25 protein-coding genes and 1 pseudogene are annotated in these 25,663 nt (G+C 69.5%); 11 read left to right on the top strand and 15 right to left on the bottom strand.

Annotated elements, in window-relative coordinates; translation table 11 throughout:
- The 4 genes and pseudogenes from ASF20_RS24455 to ASF20_RS12250 form a co-directional block, all read right to left on the bottom strand.
- A pseudogene (locus ASF20_RS24455) lies at positions 1-309 on the bottom strand (hypothetical protein); the annotation flags it as partial.
- A gap of 863 nt (positions 310-1,172) precedes the next feature.
- On the bottom strand, positions 1,173-2,837 hold the full coding sequence (locus ASF20_RS12260) for an OFA family MFS transporter (protein WP_056274570.1): 1,665 nt from the start codon (positions 2,835-2,837) through the stop codon (positions 1,173-1,175).
- Positions 2,838-3,095: 258 nt separating this feature from the next.
- Positions 3,096-4,076, bottom strand: coding sequence for an arsenic resistance protein (locus ASF20_RS12255; RefSeq protein ID WP_056274685.1), 981 nt, complete (start codon positions 4,074-4,076; stop codon positions 3,096-3,098).
- Positions 4,077-4,114: 38 nt separating this feature from the next.
- Entirely contained in the window at positions 4,115-4,750 is a 636-nt protein-coding gene (locus ASF20_RS12250) for a DUF938 domain-containing protein (RefSeq protein WP_056274568.1), read from the bottom strand.
- A gap of 216 nt (positions 4,751-4,966) precedes the next feature.
- Here ASF20_RS12250 and ASF20_RS12245 point away from each other — a divergent pair, with 216 nt between their 5' ends.
- Entirely contained in the window at positions 4,967-6,103 is a 1,137-nt protein-coding gene (locus ASF20_RS12245) for an S-(hydroxymethyl)glutathione dehydrogenase/class III alcohol dehydrogenase (protein ID WP_056213821.1), read from the top strand.
- 244 nt (positions 6,104-6,347) lie between these two features.
- Positions 6,348-7,181 (top strand): S-formylglutathione hydrolase, encoded by an 834-nt coding sequence (gene fghA, locus ASF20_RS12240; RefSeq protein WP_056213824.1) that lies wholly within the window; start codon positions 6,348-6,350, stop codon positions 7,179-7,181.
- A 6-nt stretch (positions 7,182-7,187) separates the two neighbouring features.
- On the opposite strand, the gene uraD is transcribed toward fghA, so the two are convergent.
- From uraD to ASF20_RS12220, 4 genes are read right to left on the bottom strand one after another with little or no spacing between them, the layout of a single operon-like run.
- Positions 7,188-7,718 (bottom strand): 2-oxo-4-hydroxy-4-carboxy-5-ureidoimidazoline decarboxylase, encoded by a 531-nt coding sequence (gene uraD / locus ASF20_RS12235; RefSeq protein WP_056274683.1) that lies wholly within the window; start codon positions 7,716-7,718, stop codon positions 7,188-7,190.
- Positions 7,719-7,723: 5 nt separating this feature from the next.
- Positions 7,724-8,077: a hydroxyisourate hydrolase gene (gene uraH, locus ASF20_RS12230; RefSeq protein ID WP_056274566.1), complete on the bottom strand. Its 354-nt coding sequence runs from the start codon at positions 8,075-8,077 to the stop codon at positions 7,724-7,726.
- A 50-nt stretch (positions 8,078-8,127) separates the two neighbouring features.
- Positions 8,128-8,619, bottom strand: coding sequence for a hydroxyisourate hydrolase (gene uraH, locus ASF20_RS12225; protein WP_056274564.1), 492 nt, complete (start codon positions 8,617-8,619; stop codon positions 8,128-8,130).
- Positions 8,620-8,653: 34 nt separating this feature from the next.
- On the bottom strand, positions 8,654-9,994 hold the full coding sequence (locus ASF20_RS12220; protein ID WP_056274563.1) for an MFS transporter: 1,341 nt from the start codon (positions 9,992-9,994) through the stop codon (positions 8,654-8,656).
- Positions 9,995-10,249: 255 nt separating this feature from the next.
- On the opposite strand from ASF20_RS12220, the gene ASF20_RS12215 reads away from it, so the two are divergent.
- The gene (locus tag ASF20_RS12215; RefSeq protein ID WP_056274561.1) at positions 10,250-11,179 is read left to right on the top strand and encodes an AEC family transporter; all 930 of its coding nucleotides are present in this window, start codon (positions 10,250-10,252) and stop codon (positions 11,177-11,179) included.
- A 5-nt stretch (positions 11,180-11,184) separates the two neighbouring features.
- On the opposite strand, the gene ASF20_RS12210 is transcribed toward ASF20_RS12215, so the two are convergent.
- Positions 11,185-12,441, bottom strand: coding sequence for a D-amino acid dehydrogenase (locus ASF20_RS12210; protein ID WP_056274559.1), 1,257 nt, complete (start codon positions 12,439-12,441; stop codon positions 11,185-11,187).
- Positions 12,442-12,649: 208 nt separating this feature from the next.
- On the opposite strand from ASF20_RS12210, the gene ASF20_RS12205 reads away from it, so the two are divergent.
- From ASF20_RS12205 to ASF20_RS12185, 5 genes are all read left to right on the top strand, one after another.
- A complete protein-coding gene (locus ASF20_RS12205) occupies positions 12,650-13,090 on the top strand; it encodes an Lrp/AsnC family transcriptional regulator (RefSeq protein WP_056274556.1) in 441 nt (146 codons plus the stop codon).
- Between the two features lie 101 nt (positions 13,091-13,191).
- Positions 13,192-13,848, top strand: a complete 657-nt coding sequence (locus ASF20_RS12200; RefSeq protein ID WP_056274555.1) for a DUF47 domain-containing protein — start codon at positions 13,192-13,194, stop codon at positions 13,846-13,848.
- 8 nt (positions 13,849-13,856) lie between these two features.
- A complete protein-coding gene (locus ASF20_RS12195) occupies positions 13,857-14,867 on the top strand; it encodes an inorganic phosphate transporter (protein ID WP_056274554.1) in 1,011 nt (336 codons plus the stop codon).
- 48 nt (positions 14,868-14,915) lie between these two features.
- Positions 14,916-15,599: an MgtC/SapB family protein gene (locus ASF20_RS12190; protein ID WP_056274552.1), complete on the top strand. Its 684-nt coding sequence runs from the start codon at positions 14,916-14,918 to the stop codon at positions 15,597-15,599.
- 275 nt (positions 15,600-15,874) lie between these two features.
- The gene (locus ASF20_RS12185; RefSeq protein ID WP_056213862.1) at positions 15,875-16,135 is read left to right on the top strand and encodes a hypothetical protein; all 261 of its coding nucleotides are present in this window, start codon (positions 15,875-15,877) and stop codon (positions 16,133-16,135) included.
- Between the two features lie 12 nt (positions 16,136-16,147).
- Here the strand turns inward: ASF20_RS12185 and ASF20_RS12180 are convergent, their stop codons facing one another.
- Positions 16,148-16,606, bottom strand: a complete 459-nt coding sequence (locus tag ASF20_RS12180; RefSeq protein WP_056274550.1) for a hypothetical protein — start codon at positions 16,604-16,606, stop codon at positions 16,148-16,150.
- Between the two features lie 81 nt (positions 16,607-16,687).
- Positions 16,688-16,972, bottom strand: coding sequence for a hypothetical protein (locus ASF20_RS12175; protein WP_056274549.1), 285 nt, complete (start codon positions 16,970-16,972; stop codon positions 16,688-16,690).
- Positions 16,973-17,243: 271 nt separating this feature from the next.
- On the opposite strand from ASF20_RS12175, the gene paoA reads away from it, so the two are divergent.
- The 3 genes from paoA to paoC are packed head-to-tail and all read left to right on the top strand — an operon-like array spanning position 17,244 to position 21,013.
- A complete protein-coding gene (paoA, locus tag ASF20_RS12170; protein ID WP_056274548.1) occupies positions 17,244-17,843 on the top strand; it encodes an aldehyde dehydrogenase iron-sulfur subunit PaoA in 600 nt (199 codons plus the stop codon).
- Positions 17,840-18,790 (top strand): xanthine dehydrogenase family protein subunit M, encoded by a 951-nt coding sequence (locus ASF20_RS12165; RefSeq protein ID WP_056274547.1) that lies wholly within the window; start codon positions 17,840-17,842, stop codon positions 18,788-18,790. Before paoA ends, ASF20_RS12165 begins: the two co-directional genes overlap by 4 nt.
- Before the next feature lie 3 nt (positions 18,791-18,793).
- On the top strand, positions 18,794-21,013 hold the full coding sequence (gene paoC, locus ASF20_RS12160) for an aldehyde oxidoreductase molybdenum-binding subunit PaoC (protein WP_056274545.1): 2,220 nt from the start codon (positions 18,794-18,796) through the stop codon (positions 21,011-21,013).
- Between the two features lie 97 nt (positions 21,014-21,110).
- Here the strand turns inward: paoC and ASF20_RS12155 are convergent, their stop codons facing one another.
- From ASF20_RS12155 to ribH, 4 genes are all read right to left on the bottom strand, one after another.
- A complete protein-coding gene (locus tag ASF20_RS12155; RefSeq protein ID WP_056274544.1) occupies positions 21,111-23,258 on the bottom strand; it encodes a sodium-translocating pyrophosphatase in 2,148 nt (715 codons plus the stop codon).
- A gap of 338 nt (positions 23,259-23,596) precedes the next feature.
- The gene (gene thiL, locus ASF20_RS12150) at positions 23,597-24,586 is read right to left on the bottom strand and encodes a thiamine-phosphate kinase (RefSeq protein ID WP_056274542.1); all 990 of its coding nucleotides are present in this window, start codon (positions 24,584-24,586) and stop codon (positions 23,597-23,599) included.
- 5 nt (positions 24,587-24,591) lie between these two features.
- Complete coding sequence (gene nusB / locus ASF20_RS12145; RefSeq protein WP_056214016.1) at positions 24,592-25,068, bottom strand: transcription antitermination factor NusB; 477 nt, start codon at positions 25,066-25,068, stop codon at positions 24,592-24,594.
- A 23-nt stretch (positions 25,069-25,091) separates the two neighbouring features.
- The gene (ribH, locus tag ASF20_RS12140) at positions 25,092-25,598 is read right to left on the bottom strand and encodes a 6,7-dimethyl-8-ribityllumazine synthase (RefSeq protein WP_056213889.1); all 507 of its coding nucleotides are present in this window, start codon (positions 25,596-25,598) and stop codon (positions 25,092-25,094) included.
- Positions 25,599-25,663: the final 65 nt, after the last annotated feature.

The following is a 25,663-nucleotide window of genomic DNA, read 5'->3' as shown; positions in this document are numbered from 1 at the left end:
CGCGATGAGGTTCAGGCGCGCGCCGAACAGGGTCCAGGGCGTCGCCCAGACGAAGGCCGGCAGATTGACGTTCGATTCCGAGTCCAGCGGGCGCGTGTCGCGCACCCCGAAGCTGGACGTGTTGACGAAGTAGAGACCCACCGGAAGCTGGGCGCCGGCCGCGGCACCGATGGTCTGGCCCGGCTGGGCCGCGGACCCCGCCATCGCGGGGGCGCCGGCGAGGGCCAGCAGGGCGACGGCAGCCGACAGGCGGCGCGCCAGCGATCGGAGGGCGCGCAGGGTCGTCCGAACGGCGGGTGCCGCGCCCATTGTCCCGGTCGGCGGACCGTCGCACCTGCGGACGGCTCCGGAGTTTTCGTAGGTCTCGTTTCCGGTGCGAAATCTGAATGGCGTTCGGATCACGGCTGTCTCCCGATGCTGGTCGCGATGCGGGACGGCACCCGAGAACGGTGCAGCGACAACGCGGCGCGCCCTATCTAGACAACCGAGAGGTGTGTTTTCTACGCCGCAAAAGCCTGTGATTGTATTATCCCGGTGGGTGTGGCTTCAAAACACAGCTTAGATCCATCCTATGCTGGAAAGGCGGAAATCTGAAAAGGTTACAGGACAAAATTCAATGAGTTAGATTGTCGAATTAGAAATGTATTCGAGAATAAAAGTCATGAGTATTTCCGTATTTCGTTAGAAACGGTGATGGGCAGTGATTTGTCGCAAAACAGAAGGAAAGTTTGCACGAAAATAGTCATTGTCGAGATCAGAGAACAGCACGATAGGAATTAAGGTGCTATTCCTTCGGGCGGCGATCCGGATCAATGCCGTCGCCAGCGCCGCCGGCCTCGTGGAGAGCTTTGCTCCGCGCGCCTCGGCACTGATCTAGGTCTGCGCATCGTCGCCTCGCTCCCGACGACGAGACCGAGCAGGCTCCGATGGACGCGGCCTCGTCCGCTGCAGGCCCGATCCGCCGAGGTGTCGTCCGGACCCGTCCGCCGCCGGCCGACGAGTCCGCCGCGTCGGAGCCGGCGGAGGGCATCGAGCGGGCGGACGACGCCGACTTCCCCGCCGGCCGGGCTGCGCCCTCGGACAAGGGTCTCACGTCGGAGGGGCGGCGGATCACCCGACCGGTCGCCGGGTCGGGACCTTCGGCGTTTCGTCGGGAGTGGCCGGTGCGGCCCTTACCCGAACAGGATCATCGCCTTCGAGACCGTGCTCCAGATCCCCCAGGCGATCGGGACGCCGACGGCGACCCAGGCGAGGATCGCGAGGGGCGTGACGCCGCCCCGGCCGATGCCGCGAGCGCTCGTCCGCCCCGCTGCCGTGGCGTTCCCGCCCTTCGCGCTGGCGGCGAGCGCGGCGTCGCTCATGAACCAGCGCGCCGCCAGCGGCCGGACCAGGAGGTTGGCGACGAAGCCGGCTGCCAGGAAGGCCGCCAGGATATACATCGTCCGGGTGTAGAGCGCCGCCCCCTGGATGCCGGCATCGACCTGCGCCTGCCGGATCGCCGTCACCACGAAGGGACCGACCACGCCGGCCGTCGACCAGGCAGTGAGGAGCCGCCCGTGGATGGCACCGACGAACTGCGTGCCGAAGATGTCGGCGAGGTAGGCGGGGATCGTGGCGAAGCCGCCGCCGTACATCGACAGGATCACGCAGAAGAACGTCACGAACAGCGCTTTCGAGCTGATCGACGCCGCCCAGGGTGCGCCCGCGTAGAGCAGGCATCCGAGGGCGAAGAAGGTGGCGTAGGTCACCTTGCGGCCGATCTTGTCGGACATCGAGGCCCAGAAGAAGCGTCCGAGGATGTTGAACAGGGACAGGAGGCCGACGAAGCCGGCCGCGACCGCCGCGATCTGGGCCTTCTGGCCGGCATCGAGCTGGCCGAAGCCGGCACCCGGCTGACCGATCAGGGCACCGCCGAAGATCTCCTGCAGCATCGGCGACGCCAGGGCGAGCACGCCGATGCCAGCCGAGACGTTGAGGCAGAGCACCGCCCAGAGCAGCCAGAACTGCGGGGTCTTGTGGGCCCGGTCCAGGTGGACGTGACCCGAGGTGATCATCGCGCTCTTGGCCGCCGGCGCGGTCCAGCCTTCCGGCTGCCAGCCGGCCGGGGGCACGCGGTAGCCGAAGGCGCCGCAGAGCATCGCCGCGCCGTAGAGCCCGCCCATCACCGCCAGCGTCTGCCAGACGCCAGCGGAATCCGGGGTCTTGAAGGTGTTGATGAGCAGGGTGGCCAGCGGCGAGCCGATCATGGCGCCGCCGCCGAAGCCCATGATGGCCATGCCGGTGGCCATGCCCCGGCGGTCGGGGAACCACTTCACCAGGGTCGAGACCGGCGAGATGTAGCCGAGGCCGAGGCCGATGCCGCCGACGAGGCCCATGCCGAGCCAGATCAGCCAGAGCTGATGCACGTAGACGCCGAGGGCGCCGATCAGGAACCCGCCGCCCCAGCACAGGGCCGCCGCGAGGCCGGCCTTGCGGGGGCCGGCCCGCTCCAGCCAGCCGCCGAACACCGCCGCCGACAGCCCGAGCATCACGATGCCGATGGAGAAGACGATGACGAGGTCGCTGACGCGCCAGTCGCAGGTGGTGGTGACCAGGGCGGTGGCGATGCTCATGTCCGGGCAGGCCGCCGGCGCGGGCTGGCCGACGCTCAGCGCCCTCGACAGGGGGAGCCAGAACACCGACAGACCGTAGGACATGCCGATGCAGAGATGGATGGCCAGGGCCGCCGGCGGGACCAGCCATCGGTTGAAGCCGGGCTTGGCGACGATCGCTTCGCGGGACAGCCACCCGGGCGTGCGTGCGTCCGACAAGGACGCGTCTGAAACGCGAACGTCCATTCCAGGCATTGCTCCCGAAGATACACCGCGATGCAGCGATTTCTTTGGATTAAAGCATGTCGGGAAACGTGGTGCGACGGTGTTCGCGGCAGGCGCCGAACGATTTGCTTACCCTGTCAGGTGTTCGATCCCGATTTCGACGGCCGATCGCAGATCCGGTTTCGATCGCCCCTGGCCGTGACCCTGGGTGAGTCCCGTCCGCGATCCCAGGGCCGTCGCCGCGCGCCGCCCGTTCCGGACGGCGCGGCGGAGGGGTTTTTAGGGCGCGGACGCGGATCGGATCGACGGGCGCCCGAGTCGCGGGATCCAGCGCACGTAGACCAGCTCGCTCATGAGTTCGATCAGCGTCTGCGTGACGATGACGGCTGGCAGCAGGGGCACCCCGCCCGGAACAGCGAAGGCCAGGGGCAGGACGACAAGCGAGTTCCGGGTCGCGGCGCTGAAGGCCAGGGTCCGCCCGGTGGGCGCGTCGAGCCGGAAAACGCGCCCGGCTCCCCAGCCGATGAGCGGAGCCAATGTGGCGAAGGCCAGGTAGACCGGGACCGTCCGTGCGGCCGCGTCCCGGCTCGCACCGAGCTGCGGCAGGACCGCCGCGACCACGACAAAGAGGACGAGGGCCGTCGCGGGGACCGGCAGCACACTAAGCCCGGCCGCGGCCCGTCGCCCGAGGCGGCTCCGTCCGCTCCAGACCTGGACGGCACCGGCCGCGGCCAAGGGCAGCGCGATGAGCCAGACGAAGGCGTGGAGGAAGGGGCCGACCTGCACGAACCGTCCCGCGTCCGCGCCGAGAAAGAGCGTCAGGTAGATCGGCAACAGCGCCATCTGGGCGAGGAGAAGGGCCGGGGTCGAGGCCAGCAGGACCCGGGCATCGGCGCCCCCGAGATGGGCGAAGGTCACCACGTAGTCGATGCACGGCGTGAGCAGCACCATCAGCACGCCGAGACGCAGCATCGGGTCGGCGGGAAGGAAGAGGGTGAGCCCGGCGACCAACAGGGGGATCGCGAGGAAATTGACGACCATCAACGCCGCCAGGAAGCGGCCGCGGGTGAAGGCGTGAGCCAGCGCCCGCAGGGGCACCTGCAGGAAGGTGACGAACAGCATCAGTGCGAGGGCCGGGTTGATCCCTCCTTCCAACGCCGCCGTTCCCGGCACGGTCAGGGCCGTGACGGCCCCTGCGGCGACGGCCGCAAGGGAGAGTTCGATCTGGCGGCCTTCGAGGGCGTCGCGCAGGGTTTCGATGCGGTCTCGCGGGTGCGGGGCCTGGGACTCAGCGGGCATCAGGCCGAGGCCGCCGACGCAGGGCGACGGAAGACCAGCGCCAGGTTGTTCGCCGGCAGGCCGATGCGGGCCTCGTGCCGCAGGCCGCGCCGCGCGGCCGTGTCCGCGACGGTCTCGAGATCGCGGACGCCCCAGCGCGGATCCCGCGCACGCAGGTCCTGGTCGAAGGCGGCGTTGCTCTCGGCGGTGTGGCGGCCGCCCTCGCGAAAGGCGCCGTAGAGGAACAGGACGCCGCCCGGGGCAAGCGTGCGGGCGGCTCCGTCCATCAGCCCTTCCGTGGCCGACCACGGCGCGATGTGGACCATGTTGATACACAGGATGGCGTCGGCGCGCGCGATCGGCCAGGCGGCCGCGGCGGCGTCGAGATCGAGGGGAGGCCGCAGGTTGGCGAGACCTGCGGCCTCCGCATGCGCCGCGATGCTGCGGCGATAGGCCGGCTCGGGGTCGCTGGGCTGCCACGAGAGCGCCGGCAGGGCGGCGGCGAAATGGACCGCGTGCTCACCCGATCCACTGGCGATCTCGAGGATCGTTCCGGTCTCGGGCAGGACGTCCCGCAGGACGGCGAGGATCGCCGCACGATTGCGCGCCGCCGCCGGCGCGATGAGCGCCTCACGCCCCCTATCCCAGTCCTTCATCGTCCCTCCGTTCCGGCCGCGTCGCGGCGACCGTCATTCCAAATTCGCAACCCTGGCGCAAACGACGGAGCACGCCTGTTGCATCTCGACGCCGGAGGCATCAAACACCATCCAGATTTTCGGGCCGTTCGCCTTGCCACCTTTCGGGTGCCGCGAGACGAAGCGCCGGCATCCATCGCCGCCGTCCGTGATCATCACAGCTCTAAGGACACTGCTATGAAGACGCGCGCCGCGGTCGCGTGGGAGGCCAAGAAGCCTCTCACGATCGAGACCATCGACATCGAGGGACCCAAGGCCGGCGAGGTTCTCGTCGAGCTGATGGCCACCGGCATCTGCCACACCGACGCCTACACCCTGTCGGGCCTCGATTCCGAGGGCAAGTTCCCGGCGATCCTCGGCCACGAGGGCGCGGGCATCGTCCGCGAGGTCGGCGCCGGCGTCACCGCGCTGAAGCCCGGCGACCACGTCATCCCGCTCTACACCCCGGAATGCCGCAACTGTAAGTCCTGCCTGTCGCAGCGCACCAACCTGTGCACCGCGATCCGCTCCACGCAGGGCCAGGGCGTGATGCCCGACGGCACCAGCCGCTTCTCCTGCGTCTCCACCGGCGGCAGCCCGGGCGGGTCCAACACCCTGTTCCACTACATGGGCTGCTCGACCTTCTCGAACTTCACGGTCCTGCCGGCGATCGCGCTGGCCAAGATCCGCGAAGACGCCCCCTTCGACAAGATCTGCTACATCGGCTGCGGCGTCACCACCGGCATCGGCGCGGTGATCTACACCGCCAAGGTCTGGCCCGGCGCCAACGTCGTGGTGTTCGGCCTCGGCGGCATCGGCCTCAACGTGCTCCAGGCCGCCCGGATGGTGGGGGCCGACAAGATCATCGGCGTCGACATCAATCCGGACAAGCAGGAGATGGCCCGCAAGTTCGGGATGACCCACTTCATCAACCCGAAGGAGGTCGGCAACGATCACGTGGTCCAGGCGATCCTCGACGTGACCGGCGGCGGCGCTGATTTCTCCTTCGACTGCACCGGCAACGTCAACGTGATGCGCCAGGCTCTCGAGTGCTGCCACCGCGGCTGGGGCGAGTCGATCGTCATCGGCGTGGCCGAGGCCGGCAAGGAGATCGCGACCCGTCCGTTCCAGCTCGTCACCGGCCGCGTCTGGAAGGGCTCGGCCTTCGGCGGCGCCCGCGGCCGCACCGACGTGCCCAAGATCGTCGACTGGTACATGGAGGGCAAGATCAACATCGACGACCTGATCACCCACACCATGCCGCTCGAGGACATCAACCACGGCTTCGACCTCATGCACGAGGGCAAGTCGATCCGGTCGGTGGTGGTTTACTGATCCGATCGGGACAGACCGTGTCCGGTCCCTCCCCCCTTCGCGGGGGAGGGTGCCTGCGGAGCAGGCGGGAGAGGGGGCGACCTCTCCGGGACCGGTGCTCCCCTCACCCGACCCGCTGACGCGGGCCGCCCTCTCCCGCAGAGGCAGAGGGACGGGCGCGGACCGACCATTCTTTCAGGGGCCCGACATCGCACCCTTTCCCAGCCCCGGAACGGGACCCTGAGCCCTAAGCAGGAGAGTACACATGGAAACCCTCTCGAAGGCCCGCGCCCACGGCGGCACGCAGGGCGTCTACAAGCACGATGCCCGGACCACGGGCTGCCCGATGACCTTCGCGGTGTTCGTGCCGCCGCAGGCCGAGGCCGGCCCGGTGCCGGTGCTGTGGTACCTCTCGGGCCTGACCTGCACGCACGCCAACGTCATGGACAAGGGCGAGTACCGCAAGGCGGCGGCCGAGCACGGCGTCATCATCGTGGCGCCCGACACCAGCCCGCGCGGCCCCGGCATTCCCGACGAGGAGGGCAACTGGCAGTTCGGCTCCGGCGCCGGCTTCTACCTCGACGCCACCCAGGCGCCCTACGCCGCGAACTACCGGATGTGGAGCTACGTGACCGAGGAACTGCCCGCCCTCATCGCTCAGGAATTCCCGGCCGACATGTCCCGCCAGGGCATCTTCGGCCATTCCATGGGCGGCCACGGTGCACTGACCATCGCCCTCACCTATCCCGACCGCTTCAAGTCCTGCTCGGCCTTCGCGCCGATCGCCCAGCCCTCCACGGCCGGCTGGTCGAAGCCTGCCTTCGAAAAGTATCTCGGCACCGACACCGCCGCGTGGCGCGCCCACGACGCCACGGCGCTGATCGAGGACGGCAAGCGCTTCCCGGAGTTCCTGGTCGACCAGGGCACCGCCGACAGCTTCCTCGACGACGGCCTGCGTCCCTGGCTCTTGGAAGAGGCCTGCAAGACCGCCGGCATTCCCCTGACCCTCAACATGCGCGAGGGGTACGACCACTCGTACTACTTCATCTCCACCTTCATGGCCGACCACATCGCCTGGGCCGCCGCCCGCCTGAAGTGAACTGCCTCACCCGGATGCGGCGACGAGGCGATCGAGCCGCATCCGGGTGATGGACGCGATCTCGTCGAGGGCGGCCTGCTCCTCCTCCGCGGGGGTGCGCTGCAGGCGCTCCGCGAAGATCGCCAGGATCTCGGCCCGCGCCCGGCCGCGGACCGCGATGATGAAGGGAAAGCCGAAGCGCCGGCGATAGGCGGCGTTGAGGCGGTCGAAGGCCTCCGCGTCGGCGGCGGGCATGTGGTCGAGCCCGGCGCTGCCCTGCTCGCTCGCCGAATCCGCCGTCATGCTGCGGGCCCGCGCCTCGGGCCCGGCGAGCTCCGGATGGCCGTTCAGGAAGGCGATGCGGGTCTCGGTCGGCGCGGCGCGCATGGCCCGCATCATGGCCGCGTGCAGGTCGTCGAGGCTGGCGAAGGGCCCGTGCGCGTGGGCGCGCTCGGCGACCCAGGCCGCATGCTCGAACACCCCTCCGAACCGGACGACGAAGCCGGCCCCATCGAGCCGGTTGATGGCGGCGAGATCGAGCTTGTTCATTTCGGGCATGGCCGTCAGCTGCCCCGGTAGGTGGCGCAGGTGCCCGGAGCGCACAGCATCGGCACGTGATAGTGCTGCCCGGCATCGAAGACCGCGAAGCGCACCACCGGATTGTCGACGAAGATGTCGGCCTCGGTCACGCCGGGCTTCGCCTTCAGGTAGGCGTCGATGTGGAATTCGAGCTGATACTGGCCGACCTTGGCCTCGGCGGCTGGCAGGATCGGTGCGTCGGTGCGCCCGTCGGCATTGGTGACGACGCTCTTCACGAGGCGCCACGCGTCGCCCTCCCGCACGGAGAAGTCGATGCGCACCCCCGGCGCCGGGCGGCCGCGATCCGCGTCGAGGACGTGTGTGGTGATGCCGGCCATGTCGATCGGGCTCCGGAAGGAAATCTCGCTGAAGGCGTGCCGCGGGCGCGTCAGCTGCCGCGATAGTAGGAGTAGCCCCAGGGGGTGAACAGCACCGGCAGGTGGTAGCGCTGCCCCGCATCGCGGATCACGAAGCGCACCGGAACGAGGCTGAGGAAATTCGGCTGCGGCAGCGCTACGCCGGCCTCGGCGAAATACGCCTCGAAATGCATCAGCAACTCGTACTGGCCGACCTTCAGGGCTTCGTCGACCAGGAGCGGTTCGGCCGGACGGCCATTGGCGGCCGTGGTCACGGTCTTGAGCGTCCGATAGGCGTCGCCCTCCCGGATCGCCAGGTCGCAGACCATGCCGGCGCCGGGCGTGCCGTGGAAGTTGTCGATGGCGTGCAGGGTCAGGCGCGGGCCGAGGCCGGCCTGGGAGTTCGGCGCCGTCGCCAGGGCCCTCGGCGGGGCGGGCGCGGCCTGCGCCAGAGCGCCGGTGGCGGCGACGGCGCCGAGACCGGCGCCGACGAGGCTTCGGCGCGTGAGGGCCGGTCGATCCATGGCGTGTCCTTCTCGACGGGTGCGGGGTTCGGGTTCAGGCGGGTTCGTGGGCGGCGCGTGCCGCGGCCCGCCGGACCAGGGCTCCGGGTTCCGGCGGGACGAAGGCGAGGATGAGGAGGAGCGTCGCGACCTCGAAGCCCGCGACGATCCAGAGGCCGGTGGCGGCAGAGCCGGTCTGTTCGCGCAGGGCGCCCATCACCGCCGGCGCGCCGAACCCGGCGAGGTTCGCCACCGCGTTGATCAGCGCGATGCCGGCCGCCGCGGCCGAACCGGCGAGGAACCGGCCTGGGATCTGCCAGAAGACCGGAATGGCGCTCATGGTGCCGACGATCGCCACCGTGAGGGCGAGGATCGACAGCGCCGGGCTGATCGGGACGAGCCACCCGAGGAGGGCGATCGCCACGGCGCCGATCAGCGCCGGGAGGCCGCAATGGAGGCGCGCCTCGCCGGAGCGGTCGGAGTGGCGGCCATTGAGGATCATCCCGGCTGCGCCGCAGAGATAGGCGCCGGACATGATCCAGCCGATGGTGAGCGGGTCGGTGTAGCCCGCCTCGCGGACCACGCTCGGCCCGAAGAAGGTCAGGGCCGAGTTGGCGGTGATGATGCAGAAGAAGATCGCGATGCATTGCCAGACCCGGACATCCCGCAACGAGGCCAGGATGCGATGCTCCCGCGGGCCGAGGGCCGCCGCGTCACGGGCGAGATCAGCCGCGACCAGGGCGCGCTGCTCCGGGGTCAGCCAGCCGGCCTTCTCCGGCCGGTCGGTCAAATAGAACAGCGTGACGAGGCCGGCCAGGATCGACGGGATGCCTTCGAGGAGGAAGACCCACTGCCAGCCTGACCAGCCGTTCACGCCGTCGAGTCCGGTCATGATCGTGCCGGCCAGCGGTCCGCCGATCACCCCCGCGATGGCGGAGGCCGACATGAACAGCCCGAAGACCTTGGCGCGCCGCTCGGTGGGGTACCAGTAGGTCAGGAACAGGATCACGCCCGGATAGAAGCCCGCTTCGAACACCCCCAGGAGGAAACGCAGGACGTAGAACAGGCCGGGGGTGGTGACGAACATCATCGCCACGCAGCAGAGACCCCACAGCAGGGTGATGCGCGCGATGGTCTTGCGGGCGCCGATATGCTCGAGGAGGAGGTTGCTCGGAACCTCGCAGAGGAAGTAGCCGATGAAGAAGATCCCGGCGCCGATGCCGTAGACGGTCTCGCTGAACTTCAGGTCGGCGAGCATCTGCAGTTTGGCAAAGCCGATGTTCACCCGGTCGATCCAGGAGAGGACCCAGAGGAACATCAGGAACGGCAGCAGCCGCCAGGTGATCCGGCGATAGGTCTCGTCGGGTCCGGCCGGCGAGGGCTGTTCGAGCGCCATCAGACAATCCGCAGTCCCGGCGATTCGAGCCGGGACGATGCATCAAATTGATGCAAATCGGGGGCCATGGCGACGGGTGTGGCAGGCCCGTTCCCCGCGATGCCTGGGGATGGCCATGCCCCGCGCCCCCAGGAACGCACCCGCCCCGGTACTCTTCCGCAACCCACGTCACGTACAGCTGGCCGTCGTCTCACCCGAGTTGCGATCCATGCGCTTATCGATCACCGCCGGTTCCAGCGACCTCCGGCCCGCCGCGTGAGCGCGACGGTCATCCTCGCCCTGGTGCCGATCGCGCTGCTGATCGGCCTCGGCGTGCTGCTGCGCCGCAACGGCCTCGTGGCCGAGTCGTTCTGGGCCCAGGCCGAGCGCCTCGGCTACTACGTGCTGCTGCCGGCGCTGTTCATCCACGGACTGGCCACCGCGCGCCTGGACGGCGTGCCCGTCCTCGCCCTGGCAGGCGTCCTCGTGGCCTCGACCCTCGCGGTGGCGCTCATGCTGCTCGCGATCCGGCCGCGGCTCGACCTCGACGGAGCGGCCTTCACCTCGGTGTTTCAGGGCGGAGTGCGCTTCAACAATTACGTCGGGGTCTCGGCGGCGGCGGGGTTGTTCGGCCTACAGGGAATCGCCCTGGCGGCGGTCGCCAACGCGGCCATCGTGCCCACGGTCAACATCCTGTGCGTCCTGGTCTTCGCGCGCTTCGGCTCGGGCGGGCGGCTGGCGCCGCGGGCGATCCTCCGCCAGCTCCTTCTCAATCCCCTGGTGGTCGCCTGCGGCATCGGGATCGCCCTGCAGGCGACGGGCTTCGGGTTGCCGCCGGGACTGGAGCCCACCCTGAAGGCCCTGGGGCAGGCCTCCCTCCCGCTCGGTCTCCTCTGCGTCGGCGCCGCCCTCGATCCCCGTACCGTCCGGACCTGGCTGCGTCCGGTCGTCATCGCGTCGGTCGCCAAGTTCGTGCTGATGCCGACGGTGACGATCCTGGCCTGCCTCGCCGCCGGCCTGCACGGGCCGGCCGCCGCCACCGCCCTGCTGTTCCAGTCGCTGCCGACGGCGTCCTCGTCCTACATCATGGCCCGGCAGCTCGGGGGCGACGCGCCGCTGATGGCCGGCATCCTCGCCCTGCAGACGGTGCTCGCCGGGCTCGCTATCCCCCTGGTGATGCTGATCCTGGAGGGGTTCACCGCCTGACGGCGTCAGGCGGCGTAGCGGGCGAGCGCCAGGTCGGCATGGTCGATGTCGGGCGCGCGGCCGGACATCAGGTCGGCCAGCATCCGACCGGAGCCGCAGGCCATCGTCCAGCCCAGGGTGCCGTGGCCGGTGTTGGTGTAGAGGTTGGCGTAGCGCGTGGCACCGACGATCGGCGTGCCGTCCGGCGTCATCGGGCGCAGGCCGGTCCAGAACGTGGCGGCCGCGAGGTCGCCCCCGTCGGGGAACAGGTCCCGGACGCAGCGCTCCAGGGTCGCCCGGCGCGGGGCCCGGAGGACATCGCTGAAGCCCGCGAGCTCGGCCGTGCCGCCCACGCGGATCCGGTCCCCGAGGCGCGTGAGCGCGACCTTGAAGGTCTCGTCCATGACGGTGGAGACCGGCGCCTGGTCGGGGTCGGTGACCGGCAGGGTGAGCGAGTATCCCTTGACGGGATAGATCGGCAGCCGAAGCCCGAGGGGACGGAGGAGGCCCGGGGTGAAGGAGCCCATGGCAGCGACGTAGGCATCGGCCCGCAGGGTCTCGGAGCCGCAGACCACGCCCGTAACCGCGTCGCCCGCGGTCTCGAGGCCGTCGATGCGCGTCCCGTAGCGGAAACGAACGCCCATCCGCGCGCACAGCTCCGCCAGGCGCTGCGTGAACAGGTGGGCATCGCCCGTCTCGTCGCCGCTCAGGTGAAGGCCCCCGACGATCGTGTCGCGGACGCCGGCCAGCGCGGGCTCGGCCGCGATGCATCCGGCCGGGTCCAGCACCGTGTAGGCGACCCCATAGGTATCGAGGACGCGGGTGTCGTCGCCGACATGGTCGAGCTGCTTTCGCGTGCGGAAGAGCTGGAGGGTGCCGCGGGTCCGGTGGTCGTAGGTGATGCCGGTCTCGGTGCGCAGGTCGCGCAGGACGTTCCGGCTGTATTCGGCGAGACGAACCATGCGGCCCTTGTTGCGGATGTACGCGTCCTCGGTGCAGTTCGCGAGCATGCGCGCGAGCCAGCCATAGAAGCGCGGCTCGACGGTCGGCCACAGCACCAGGGGCCGGTGGCGCATCATCAGCCACTTCATCGCCTTGATGGGAATGCCCGGGGCCGCCCAGGGGGCCGAGTAGCCCGGCGAGACCTGGCCCGCATTGGCGAAGCTCGTCTCCAGGCCGGCGGCGGGCTGGCGGTCGATCACCGTGACGGCATGACCGGCTTTGGCGAGGTAATAGGCCGTGCTGACGCCGACCACGCCGCTTCCGAGAACCAGGACCCGCATCGCACGTCTCCCCTGAGGCCCGGAATCCCAAGCACAGGCGGGGCCATGCCGCTCCCGGCCCCGAGCGCTCCGGTCTCGTCGGACTAGAGACACTCGATCCTGCGAGCGGTGCAGCGAAGATGGTGCAGGTTCCGCCTCGCAAAGGGTGCCCGACGCACGATCCTGCGATACGATGCACGATCGTTGCCTATGCCGGCCGAGGACAGTGATGCCGCCCGACGAGATCGATCGTGCGATCATCCGGGTCCTCCGCGAGGATGCGCGGATCCCGAACGCCGCCCTGGCGCAGCGCGTCGGTCTCTCGGCCTCCGCCTGCCTGCGGCGCTTGCGGATTCTGGAGCGCAACGGCACGATCCGCGGCTACACCGTGCTTCTCGACGGGCCCGGCTCCGCCGGCTTGGTGGTGATGACCCGGATCGCCCTGGAGCGGCAGACCGAGGATTGCCTCAACCGGTTCGAGGCGGCCGTGCGGCGCTGCCCCGACATCCAGGATTGCTACCTGATGACGGGTGATTCCGATTATCTCCTGAAGATCCGCGTCGCCGACATGGCGGAGTACGAGCGGCTGCACCGGTCGGTGCTCTCGAAGCTGCCCGGAGTCGCCCGTATCCAGTCGAGCTTCACCATCCGCAGCGTCATCGGCCGATGATTGCCTGGGCGGCGCACCAGGGCAAAGCTCGCGAAGGCCCTGGTCTCCTGCGCGCAAAAACCCTAGTTGGCTAATCAAGCGGGGTGGGTCCGGAGTCGGGGATGCTGGGTTGGTTCAAGGCGTTGATGCCGCGCGAGGATCGGTTCTTCGACCTCTTCGAGCGGCACTCGCGCACCCTGGTGGCCGGCGCCGAAGCGCTGCAGGGCGTGCTTCAGGGCGGGGACGCCGTTCCGCGCTACTGCCAGCAGGTGGTGGAGCGCGAGCATGAGGCGGACGCGATCACCGCCGAAGTCCTCCTCGCCGTGCGCCGGAGCTTCATCACGCCCTTCGACCGAGGCGACATCAAGGACCTGATCCAGTCGATGGACGACGCCATCGACCAGATGAACAAGACGGTGAAGACGATCGCCCTCTACGAGGTTCGCCGCTTCGAACCGCTGATGCAGGAGATGGGCGGCACCGTGATCGAGGCGGCGCGGCTCACCGCCGAGACGATCCCCCTCCTCACGGCCGTCGGAACCCATGCGGGGCGCATCAACACCCTGACCGAGCAGATCACCCGGGTCGAGGGACGCTCGGACGAGCTGCAGGAGCGCGGCCTCAAGGCGCTCTACGAGGCCCACCGCAAGAATGGCGGCGACGGCGACACGATGGCCTACCTCATCGGCGCGGAAATCTACGGCCACCTCGAGGATGTGGTCGACCGCTTCGAGGACGTCGCCAACGAGATCAGCGGCATCGTGATCGAGAACGTGTAGGCGACCCGATGACCGAGGCCACCGCGCTCGCCCTGCCCGCCCTCGCCGGCCTGATCGCCGTCGCGCTGTTCTTCGACTTCCTCAACGGCCTGCACGATGCGGCCAACTCCATCGCCACCATCGTGTCGACGCGGGTGCTGCGGCCCCAATACGCGGTGCTCTGGGCGGCGTTCTTCAACTTCATCGCCTTTCTGTTCTTCGGCCTGCACGTGGCCCAGACCCTCGGGACCGGAATCGTCGATGCGGGGATCATCGATCCCCGGGTGATCTTCAGCGCGCTGATGGGCGCCATCACCTGGAACATCGTCACCTGGGTCTTCGGCATCCCGTCAAGCAGCTCGCACGCCCTCGTGGGCGGCCTCATCGGAGCGGGCGTCGCCAAGGCCGGGTTCAGCGCGGTGGTCTGGAGCGGTCTGACGAAGACCGCCGCCGCCATCGTCCTCTCGCCGCTCCTGGGCTTTCTGCTCGCGCTCCTCCTGGTGCTGATGGTCTCCTGGCTCTGCGTGCGGGCGACGCCGTTCGCGGTCGACCGGCGCTTCCGCGCCCTGCAGTTCGTCTCGGCCTCGCTCTACTCCCTGGGCCACGGCGGCAACGACGCGCAGAAGACCATGGGGATCATCGCGGTGCTGCTCTACTCGCAGGGCCACCTGGGCGCCTCCTTTCACGTTCCCCTCTGGGTGGTGATCTCCTGCCAGTCCGCCATGGCGCTGGGCACGCTGCTCGGCGGCTGGCGCATCGTGCACACGATGGGCTCCAGGATCACGCGTCTGAACCCGATGCAGGGGTTCTGCGCCGAGACGAGCGGCGCGATCACCCTGTTCGCCGCGACCTGGCTCGGCGTACCGGTCTCGACCACCCACACCATCACGGGCGCGATCATCGGCGTCGGGGCTGCACGGCGGACCTCGGCGGTTCGCTGGGGCGTCGCCGGCAACATCGTGGTCGCCTGGGTGCTGACCCTGCCGGCCGCCGCCCTGATCGCCGCGGCCTGCTACGCCGTGACGGCTTTCATCGGCTGAGGTCCGCTTCGGCCGGCGCGCGACATCGGATTGGGAGGAGACCCGGGAATGCTAGGCAACGTCGAGATCGTCTGGCGCCTGCTCCTGGCCGCGATCCTGAGCGGGCTGATCGGCATCGAACGCGAGCGCCTGCTCTGGGCCGCGGGCCTGCGAACGCACATGCTGGTCGGCGTCGGTGCCTGCCTGATCATGATCGTCTCGGCCTTCGGCTTCGCCGATGTGCTGGGGACCCGGAACGTCGCCCTCGATCCCTCGCGCATGGCCGCCCAGGTCGTCTCCGGCATCGGGTTTCTCGGGGCGGGGACGATTCTCCTGCGGGGCGAGGTGGTGAAGGGGCTCACCACCGCGGCGAGCCTCTGGGCCGTCGCGGCCGTCGGCCTCGCGGTCGGCGGCGGCCTCTACGTGGCGGGCATCGCCACCACGGCGATCCTGCTGGGGATCCTCGCCGGGATGAAACCCTTGCAGGAGCGCTACCACGACCGGATGCACATCCGGCCCCTCCGCGTAATGGCCAAGCCCGGCTGCATCAGCCTGGAGGTGGTGCAGGCCGTGTCCGGTGTGCGCCCCTCCCGTGTCCGGCAATTCGTGACTCGGCGCGGGTCCGCGCCTGAATTCGACGAGACGCTGATCACCTTCGTGCGGCTGTCGCGCCGCTCCGTGGAAGACATCGCACAGAAACTTCGGAGGCATCCCGGAGTGATCACGGTCGATGATCTTCCCGAATCTGGCTGAGCATGCATGATGAACGGCGAAATTCGCGGCACGACCGCGCTGGGATGTCGGGGTGGGACAGGATTGCGCGCCGAAGCTCGTAAAACGCGTTCTTCGCGATCGAATCCCGTGCCGCCGGTCGGGCGTTCGGGAACACGCACACGCGTCGCCCTCTCCCCGGTCCGGGACGTCGTCGGGACCGTGAAACGACGGAGGGAGGACGAGATCGCGATCTTCGCAAGCGAGAGGGCCTGCGCCGTTCCGGCCGTCGGTCTCCAGCGGATGCCGGTCCGTCCTTGAGCCGTCGTCGTCCGTCCTCCGAGGCTGCTCCCGCCGACAAGGGCAAGCGGGCCAAGAGCCAGGTCTTTCTCGTCGCGGTGAAGCAGCGCCGAGAGGCGTTGCGCGTCTACGCGGTGCTGACATCCGCCCAGGACGAGGCTCTGGCCATCGTGGCGGCCGCGAGCGCGGAGGGCGCGGCGGTGGAGGCGGCGGGGCGCCTCTCGAAGAAACTGGCGCGGCCCCTCAAGCTGAAGCCCGAGGTCCCGCACCCCATCTGACCGAAGGCGCCCCTAGCGGGGCCGGCAGATCGTGCGATCCGTGTAGAGCACCACGTCGCCCTGTTTCGGATTGTTCGCGGTGAACGGCGCGAGGCTGTCCCGGGGAAGAAACCCGCGTCCGAGTTCGCGGTCGAAGAAGTCGTGGCCGATCTCCATGTAGCAGCGATCGAGGACGGCGGTGTATCGCAGCGACGCCTGCACCGCGGCACCTCCGGTCCCGTCATTGCCGCGGCTCCCGTACGCATCGCAGTACCCGGACAGCTCGAGGCTGCCGGGGCCCGAGAGCCGGATCGCGCGCGCGGTGCCGGGTCTCACCAGGAAGGACGGGCCGCCCTCCTGCGCGCCCACCAGCGTCAGGGGCGAGCGGTTATAGACGTGCCGGATGCAGTCGGCGCCGGCAGCACCCGCGCTCGCGACCAGCGCCAGGACGGGCAGAGCCACCCGGCCGAACCAGCGAAATCCCTTTTGCATCGCGCACCTTTTGCCAAGACGACCGGCTTCGACGACCGGATTCGAGGACTGACGACCGGATCGGAAGATCTGTTGAAACAGCTAGGGCATCGGGACGCCCGCGGCGAGGCCGTCGCGCGCCATCGGCACCGGCGACCGCGTGCGGATGCCGGCGAGGGTTTCCAGGGAGTTCAAGCGGCCGATGCGATCGTCGGGTTTCCCGGCGCCGCTGACCGAGACGATGGGAGCGCGGACCTGTGCGATGACCCGCGCGGTGCGCGTGGGCTTCTCCTTCGTGCCGGGTGGAGCGTTGGTCCTGGGTTCGACGGTGCGGCCTTCGACCAGGGTGTCGGGCGATGCGACCCCGTGAGGTGCTCGGCCGCACACGAAGGCGCGAGGTTTGGCAGTCTGGAGAAATTCCAGGGACCGACGCGCCGAGTTCTGCGTTCTCGCTGGACACACTTCGCAGAAGGCAGGCGCACGTCTGGACGGAGCCCGCGTGGTTCCGTGTCACGCCCGGGACCAAGATCGCCCGATCGGGCGGTCTCCCGGCCCGCGACGTTACCGGGCGCCCGTCCGCTGGCAGCCTCCTCCCGCCACAGGTTCAGAGAACGCCATGCCAAGTTTCGGAGAGAACGAATTGAGTCGACGTGACGTCATGGCCGGCGCGACGGCCTGTGCGGCCCTGGCCGCGGTCCCCGCGCGGGCCGAGGGTCGGCCCGACTCCGCCGGTCCGGATCAGCCGGTGCTGGCGAAGGTGTCGCTGACGGTGAACGGCCAGCGCCGCGAACTCGAACTCGACACCCGCACCAGCCTGCTCGACGCCGCGCGCGAGCACCTGCACCTGACCGGCTCGAAGAAGGGCTGCGACCACGGCCAGTGCGGCGCCTGTACGATGATCGTCGACGGCCGGCGCATCAATTCCTGCCTGACCCTGGCGGTGATGCACCAGGGGTCGGAGATCACCACCATCGAGGGGCTCGGCCAGCCCGACGCCCTGCACCCGATGCAGGCCGCCTTCATCAAGCATGACGGCTACCAGTGCGGCTACTGCACGCCGGGCCAGATCTGCTCCGGCGTCGCGGTGCTCGCCGAGATCAAGGCCGGCATCCCCAGCCACGTCACGGCGGATCTGAATGCGCCGATGCAGGTCACGGACGCCGAGATCCGCGAGCGCATGAGCGGCAATATCTGCCGCTGCGGCGCCTATTCCAACATCGTCGAGGCGATGACCGAGGTCGCCGGGAGGCCCGCATGAAGTCTTTCACCTACGAGCGCCCGAATTCGCCCGCTGAAGCCGCCGCCGCCGTGTCCCGCAATCCGAACGCCAAGTTCATTGCCGGCGGCACGAACCTCCTCGATCTGATGAAGCTGCAGATCGAGACCCCGACCCACCTCGTGGACGTCAATGGCCTCGGGCTCGACAAGATCGAGGCGACGCCGGAGGGCGGTCTGCGCGTCGGAGCTCTCGTGCGCAACACCGACCTCGCGGCTGATGCCCGCGTGCGCAAGGACTACGCCGTGCTCTCGCGGGCCCTGCTCGCCGGTGCCTCCGGACAGCTGCGCAACAAGGCGACCACCGCCGGCAATCTCCTGCAGCGCACCCGCTGTCCGTACTTCTACGATACCGCGCAGGCCTGCAATAAGCGTCAGCCGGGCTCCGGCTGCTCGGCCCTCGACGGCGTCTCGCGCCAGCTCGCCGTGATCGGTGCCAGCGAGGCCTGCATCGCCACGCATCCGGGCGACATGGCGGTCGCCATGCGGGTGCTCGACGCCGCGGTCGAGACCGTCGACGCCAAGGGGACCAAGCGGAAGATCCCGATGGCCGAATTCCACCGCCTGCCGGGTGACCGGCCGGAGGTCGACACCACGCTCGCGCCCGGCGAGCTCATCACGGCGGTGACGCTGCCGAAGCCGCTGGGTGGCGCGCACATCTACCGCAAGGTCCGGGATCGCGCCTCCTACGCCTACGCCCTGGTCTCGGTGGCGGCGGTGGTTCAGCCGGACGGCAGCGGCCGGGCGGCCTTCGGCGGCGTGGCGCACAAGCCCTGGCGGGTTGAGGCGGCGGAAGGCGAGATGGCTCGGGGCGCCAAGGCGGTGACCGCGCAGGCCTTCGCCGGCGCCAAGCCCACCCACGACAATGCCTACAAGCTGACGCTGGCCGAGCGCACGCTCAGCGCGGCGCTGAACGAAGCGAGGGCCTGAGCCATGAAGTTCGACACCCCCGCGGGCCAGAACCCGATCGACCAGCTCAAGGTCGTGGGCAAGGCCACCGACCGCATCGATGGCAAGTTCAAGACCACCGGGACGGCGCCCTATGCCTATGAGCGCCACGACGTGGTGGCGAATCAGGCCTACGGCTACGTGCTCGGCGCCGGCATCGCCAAGGGCCGCATCCGCGCCATCGACACGGCGGCCGCCAAGGCGTCGCCCGGCGTCGTCGCCATCGTCACCACCCTGGACATGCCGGCCCTCGGCCTGGGCCGGATGAACGCCGCCAACCTCTTCGGCGGTCCCCAGGTCCAGCACTACCACCAGGCCATCGCGGTCGTGGTGGCCGAGACCTTCGAGCAGGCACGAGCCGCGGCGTTCCTCGTCAAGGTCGACTATGCCCGCGAGGCCGGCCAGTTCGACCTCGCGGCCGTGGCCTCGTCCGCCAAGCCGGTTCCCGGCGACAGCGGCGAGGGCAGCGGCGGCGGCGGCGAGGATCGAACCGGCGACTTCGAGGGCGCCTTCGCCTCGGCGCCGGTCAAGTTCGACGAGACCTACACGACCCCCGACGAGAGCCACGCGATGATGGAGCCGCACGCGACCATCGCCGCCTGGGAGGGCGACAAGCTCACCCTCTGGACCTCCAACCAGATGATCGCCTGGACCAAGGGCAGCATCGCCAAGATCCTCGACATCCCGGAGGCGTCGATCCGCGTCGACTCGCCCTATATCGGCGGCGGCTTCGGGGGAAAGCTGTTCGTGCGCTCCGACGCCGTGGTGGCGGCGCTGGCCGCCAAGGCCGCCGGCCGACCGGTCAAGGTCGCGCTGACCCGGCCGCTGGTCGCCAACAACACGACCCACCGGCCGGCCACGATCCAGCGCATCCGCATCGGCGCGACGGCGGACGGGACGATCACCGCCATCGCCCATGAGAGCACCTCCGGCAACCTGCCCAAGGGCAAGCCCGAAACCGCCGTGGACCAGACCAAGCTGCTCTATGCCGGGGCCAATCGCCTGACGGCCATGAAGCTTGCCCATCTCGACCTGCCCGAAGGCAATTCGATGCGGGCGCCGGGCGAGGCGCCGGGCCTGATGGCCCTCGAGATCGCCATGGACGAGATGGCCGAGAAACTGGGCATGGACCCGGTCGCCTTCCGCGTCCGCAACGACACCCAGGTCGATCCGGGCCATCCGGAGCGCCCGTTCTCCCACCGCAACCTCGTGGGCTGCCTGAAGCTCGGCGCGGAGACGTTCAACTGGTCGGCCCGCAACCCGAAGCCCGGCCAGGTTCGCGACGGGCGCTGGCTCGTGGGCATCGGCATGGCGGCGGGCTTCCGCAACAACCTGCTGATGAAGTCGGGCGCCCGCGTTCGGCTCGGGCGCGACGGCCTCGTCACGGTCGAGACCGACATGACCGATATCGGGACCGGCTCCTACACCATCATCGCGCAGACCGCCGCCGAGATGATGGGCGTGGGCCTCGACAAGGTGGTGGTGCGCCTCGGCGATTCGTCCTACCCGGTCTCGGCCGGCTCTGGCGGGCAGTTCGGTGCGAACAACTCGACCGCCGGCGTCTACGCGGCCTGCGTTCAGCTCCGCGAGGCGGTGGCGCAGCGGCTCGGCTTCAACTCGGACGATGCGGTGTTCGCGGACGGGCAGGTCCGCTCCGGAAATCGCACCGAGACCCTGGTGAAGGCGGCCGCCGACGGCGAACTCGTGGCCGAGGATTCGATCGAGTACGGCGACCTCGCCAAGAAGCAGCAGCAATCGACCTTCGCGGGCCACTTCGTCGAGGTCGGCGTCGATGTCGACACCGCCGAGATCCGGGTGCGGCGGATGCTGGCCGTCTGCGCGGCCGGGCGCATCCTCAACCCGAAATCGGCCCGCAGCCAGGTCATCGGCGGCATGACGATGGGCGTCGGTGGGGCGCTGATGGAGGAACTCGCGGTCGACACCAAGCGCGGCTTCTTCGTGAACCACGACTTGGCCGGCTATGAGGTGCCGGTGCATGCGGACATCCCGCACCAGGAGGTGATCTTCCTCGACGAGGTCGATCCGCAATCCTCGCCGATGAAGGCCAAGGGCGTGGGCGAACTCGGCATCTGCGGTGTGGGCGCGGCGGTGGCCAACGCGGTCTACAACGCCACCGGCGTGCGGGTGCGGAGCTACCCGATCACCCTCGACAAGCTCCTCGGCCAAATGCCGGACGCTGCCTGAGACCGAACGCGCGAAGGCCGCGGCAGGGATCCTGCCGCGGCCCGCAGGACGTCGCGCGACCCCCGATGGCCTTCAGGCCGCCGGGGGTCGTTCGCGTTCAGCTGTGTGCCAGCACCGCCAGCAGCAGCAGCGCGATGATGTTCGTGATCTTGATCGCCGGATTCACGGCGGGGCCGGCTGTGTCCTTGTAGGGATCGCCGACGGTGTCGCCGGTCACGGCCGCCTTGTGGGCGTCCGAGCCCTTGCCGCCGTGATGCCCGTCCTCGATGTACTTCTTGGCGTTATCCCAGGCACCGCCGCCCGAGGTCATCGAGATCGCGACGTAGAGCCCCGTGATGATCACGCCGAGGAGCATCGCTCCCACCGTGGCGAAGGCCTGGCTCTTTCCGCCGATCGGCTGGATCACGAAGAACAGCACGATCGGCGACAGCACCGGCAGCAGCGAGGGAACGATCATCTCCTTGATCGCCGCCCGGGTGAGCATGTCGACGGCGCGGCCGTAATCCGGCCGGTCGGTCCCCTGCATGATGCCGGGCTTCTCACGGAACTGCCGACGCACCTCCTCCACCACGGCGCCGGCCGCGCGGCCCACCGCGGTCATCGCCATGCCGCCGAACAGGAATGGGATCAGGCCGCCCAGTAGCAGACCGACGACCACGTAGGGGTTGGAGAGCGAGAAATCGACGGTCACGCCCTGGAAGAAGCGGTACTGGGTCGGGCTCGCATGGGCGATGAAGTAGTTCAGGTCGGAGGTGTAGGCGGCGAACAGCACCAGGGCGCCGAGGCCGGCTGAGCCGATGGCGTAGCCCTTGGTCACCGCCTTGGTGGTGTTGCCGACCGCGTCGAGGGCATCGGTGGACTTGCGCACGTCCGGCGGCAGGCCGGCCATCTCGGCGATGCCGCCGGCATTGTCGGTGACCGGCCCGAAGGCATCGAGGGCCACGATGAAGCCGGCGAGCGCCAGCATGGCGGTGACCGCGATGGCGATGCCGAACAGCCCGGCCAGCGAGTAAGTGCTGATGATGCCCGCGACGATGACGAGCGCGGGCAGAGCGGTGGATTCGAGCGAGATCGCCAGGCCCTGGATCACGTTGGTGCCGTGGCCCGTCACGGACGCGTCCGCGATGGACTTCACCGGCCGGAAGTTGGTGCCGGTATAGTACTCGGTGATGACGACGATCAGCGCCGTGATGACGAGGCCGATCACCGCGCAGCCGAGAAGGCCCCCGGAGGTGAAGGTCACGCCCGCGTTGGTGGTGAAGGCCGTGCCGAAGCCGCCGAACAGGGTGTAGTTCACGCCCGCGATGGCGACGATCGAGAGGGCTCCGGCGGTGATCAGGCCCTTGTAGAGCGCGCCCATGATCGACTGGTTGGCCCCGAGCCGCACCGCGTAGGTGCCGGCGATCGAGGTCAGGATGCAGGCCGAGCCGATGGCCAGGGGATAGAGCAGCATCGCCTCGAGGACGTTGCGCCCCCCGACCTCGGTCTGGCCGGAGAAGAAGATCGCCGCGAGCACCATGGTGGCGACCACGGTCACCGCGTAGGTCTCGAACAGGTCGGCCGCCATGCCGGCGCAGTCGCCGACGTTGTCGCCGACATTGTCCGCGATGGTGGCAGGGTTGCGCGGATCGTCCTCCGGGATCCCGGCCTCGACCTTGCCGACGAGGTCGCCGCCGACATCCGCGCCCTTGGTGAAGATGCCGCCGCCGAGACGGGCGAAGATCGAGATCAGCGAGGCGCCGAAGCCCAGGGCCACCAGGGCGTCGATGACGTCGCGGCTGGCCGGCGACAGGCCGGCGATGCGGGTGAGGTAGCCGTAGTAGAGCGCCACGCCGAGGAGCGCGAGGCCGGCCACGAACATGCCGGTGACGGCCCCCGATTTGAAGGCGACGTCGAGGCCGCCGCCGAGCGACGTGGAGGCCGCCTGCGCGGTGCGGACGTTGGCGCGCACCGAGACGTTCATGCCGATGAAGCCGGCCGCCCCCGACAGCACGGCGCCGATCAGGAAGCCGATCCCCACCTTCAACCCGAGGAAATATGTGAGGGCGACGAACAGCACGAGCCCGACGATCGCGATCGTGGCGTATTGGCGCCGGAGATAGGCCTGCGCCCCCTCGGCGATCGCCCCCGCGATCTCCTGCATGCGCTGGGTGCCGGCGTCGCGCTTCATCACGTCGTTGATCGTGAGGATGCCATAGGCGACGGCGCACAGCCCGCCCAGGATGATAAGCAACAAAGCTGTCATTCGACCGTCCTTGATTGGCGATGCCCGTGCGGGTCTGTCGTGGCGTTGCTGGACTTCGTGGCCGTGATTTCCGGGTGTGCGCAGCGTTTCTGGCGTGCGAAGGTCATCGTTCGCGCGAGCGTCTCCGCCGCGCGCCGCGTTTCTGTTGTTGTGCATCTCCTCCCAAGGAATGCCTGCTCTGAGTGCCAAACTTCACCGGCGCTGGCAAATGCTGCCGAGCTTTTTCAGCCGCGAATATTTTTGCATCGCAAAACAGGTCGGGTTCGGTGGAAGTGTTCGCGCGGGCGCGAGCCTGATCTCAGCGTTCGCGGACGGCGCCGTGCGAAGCGGCCGGCGTCTCAGAAGTGGCTGAAGGACCCTGTCCCCAGCACCCGCGGCGTGCCGTCGGCCTCCCGGAAGGAAGGCGACGCGGAACCGGCCGTGACCGTGCCGATGCAGGTCAGGGGCGTGCCGGTGGCGCCCGCCGCCGCCAGGCAGGCGTTCAGGTTCGCGGGGGCCACGGCGCAGAGGATCTCGTAATCGTCGCCGCCCGTCGCGATCGGGGTCAGGAGGGCCGGCTCCTGGGCCAGGGCTCTCGCGGCGGCGGGCGAGAGCGGGAGCCGGGCGAGATCGATCGCCGCGGAGCGCCCCTCCCCCTTCAGCATCTTGGCCAGATCCCCGGCGAGGCCATCCGAGACGTCCATCGCGGCCCGGGCATAGCGGCGCAGGACCGGAGCGAGGCCGATGCGCGGGCGGGGATGCCAGTAGCGATCGATGAGGGCGTCGTGATCCGCCGCGTCCAGCGCGCCCGCCCAGCCCGGCCCGTTGGGGCGGCGCAGGAGCAAGCCCAGGGCCGCATCCCCGATCGTGCCGCTGACGCAGATCCGGTCGCCGACCTGCGCGGTCCCACGCCGGACGATCCCCCCCGCCGGGACTTCGCCGATCGCGGTCACGCCGATCAGCGCCGGGCCGGCCGCCCGCACGGTATCGCCGCCGAGGAGGTCGAGGCCGAACTCCGAGAGACCATCGGCGAGGCCGGCCGCGAAGCCAGCGAGCCAGTCCTCGGTCCAGTCATCGGGCAGCGCGAGCGTCAGCAGGATTCCGCGCGGGCGGGCGCCCTTGGCGGCGAGGTCCGAGACGTTCACGCCGAGGGCCTTGCGGGCGATCGAACCCGGTGGATCATCGGGAAAATAATGCACCCCGGCCACGATGGCGTCGGTCGTGAGAACGAGGTCGCAGCCGGGACTGGGCGACAGGGTGGCGGCGTCGTCGCGCAGGCCATCCGCTCCGGGTCCCGCCAGGGGCGCGAAGTAGCGCGCGATCAGCCCGTCCTCGTCGGGCCGGGCCATCGGGGTCAGGCCCGGCCGGAGGCCGGCAGGCCGGCGAATTCGTTGCCGCGCACGTCCCGGGCCACCTTGTCGAGGACGCCGTTGACCATGCCGGGCTCGTCGCCGCCGAAGAAGCTGTGGGCGACATCGACGTATTCGGAGATGACGACCCGCGCCGGTACGTCGCGGCGGGACATGAGCTCGTAGGCGCCCGCCCGCAGGATGGCGCGCAGGACCGCCTCGATGCGCTTGAGGGGCCAGCCTGAGGCCAGTGCCCCGTCGAGGATCGGATCGATGGCCCGCTGCTCTTCGACGACGCCGCGCAGGAGGTCGCGGAAGAAGGCGATCTCCGCGGCCGGATGCTCGATGCCGTCGACCTCGCGGCCGATCCAGAAGGTCTCGAACTCGGTGAGCGCCTCGATCACGCCCTTGCCCGAGATTTCCATGTCGTAGAGCGCCTGCACGACGGACAGGCGTGCGCCGCTGCGTTCGGCGGTCTTCATCCCGGAGTCGTTGGCCATGATCCTCAATCCTCTCCGACCGACGCCGCCGATGCGTCGCGCTTCAGCGACAGCACCGCGAGCGCGGCCTCGGCGGCACCGCCGCCCTTGTTCAGTTCGGCGACCCGGGCACGGGCCTGGGCCTGGGCTTCCGTCTCCACCGTGAGGATGCCGTTACCCAGCGGCAGGCGCAGGGTGACGGAGAGGTCCATCAGGGCCCGCGCGCTCTCGCCCGCGACGATGTCGTAATGCCCGGTCTCGCCGCGGATGACGCAACCGAGCGCCACCACGGCATCGTAGGGCTGGCCGGCACGGGCCGCGGCCTCGACCAGGATCGCGATGGCGGCCGGGATCTCCAGGGCGCCGGGCACGGTCACCACCGTGGCCACCGCTTCGGCCGCGGCAAGAGCGCCTTCCGCGCCGGCCAGGAGCTCGTCGGCGAGATCCTCGTAGTAGCGGGCTTCGACCACGAGGACGCGCGCGCCCTTGACGTTGGCGGGAGCGGTGCGGGAAGCGTAGGCGAGCGATACCATCGAGAGGCTTTCACGGGACACGGTCGGCGGACGGCACAGCAGCCGGGACCGGGCGCGCTTGCCGC

The sequence above is a fragment of the Methylobacterium sp. Leaf88 genome (assembly GCF_001422795.1).
Classification (GTDB): domain Bacteria; phylum Pseudomonadota; class Alphaproteobacteria; order Rhizobiales; family Beijerinckiaceae; genus Methylobacterium.
This window is presented reverse-complemented; position numbering and strand designations above follow the sequence as displayed.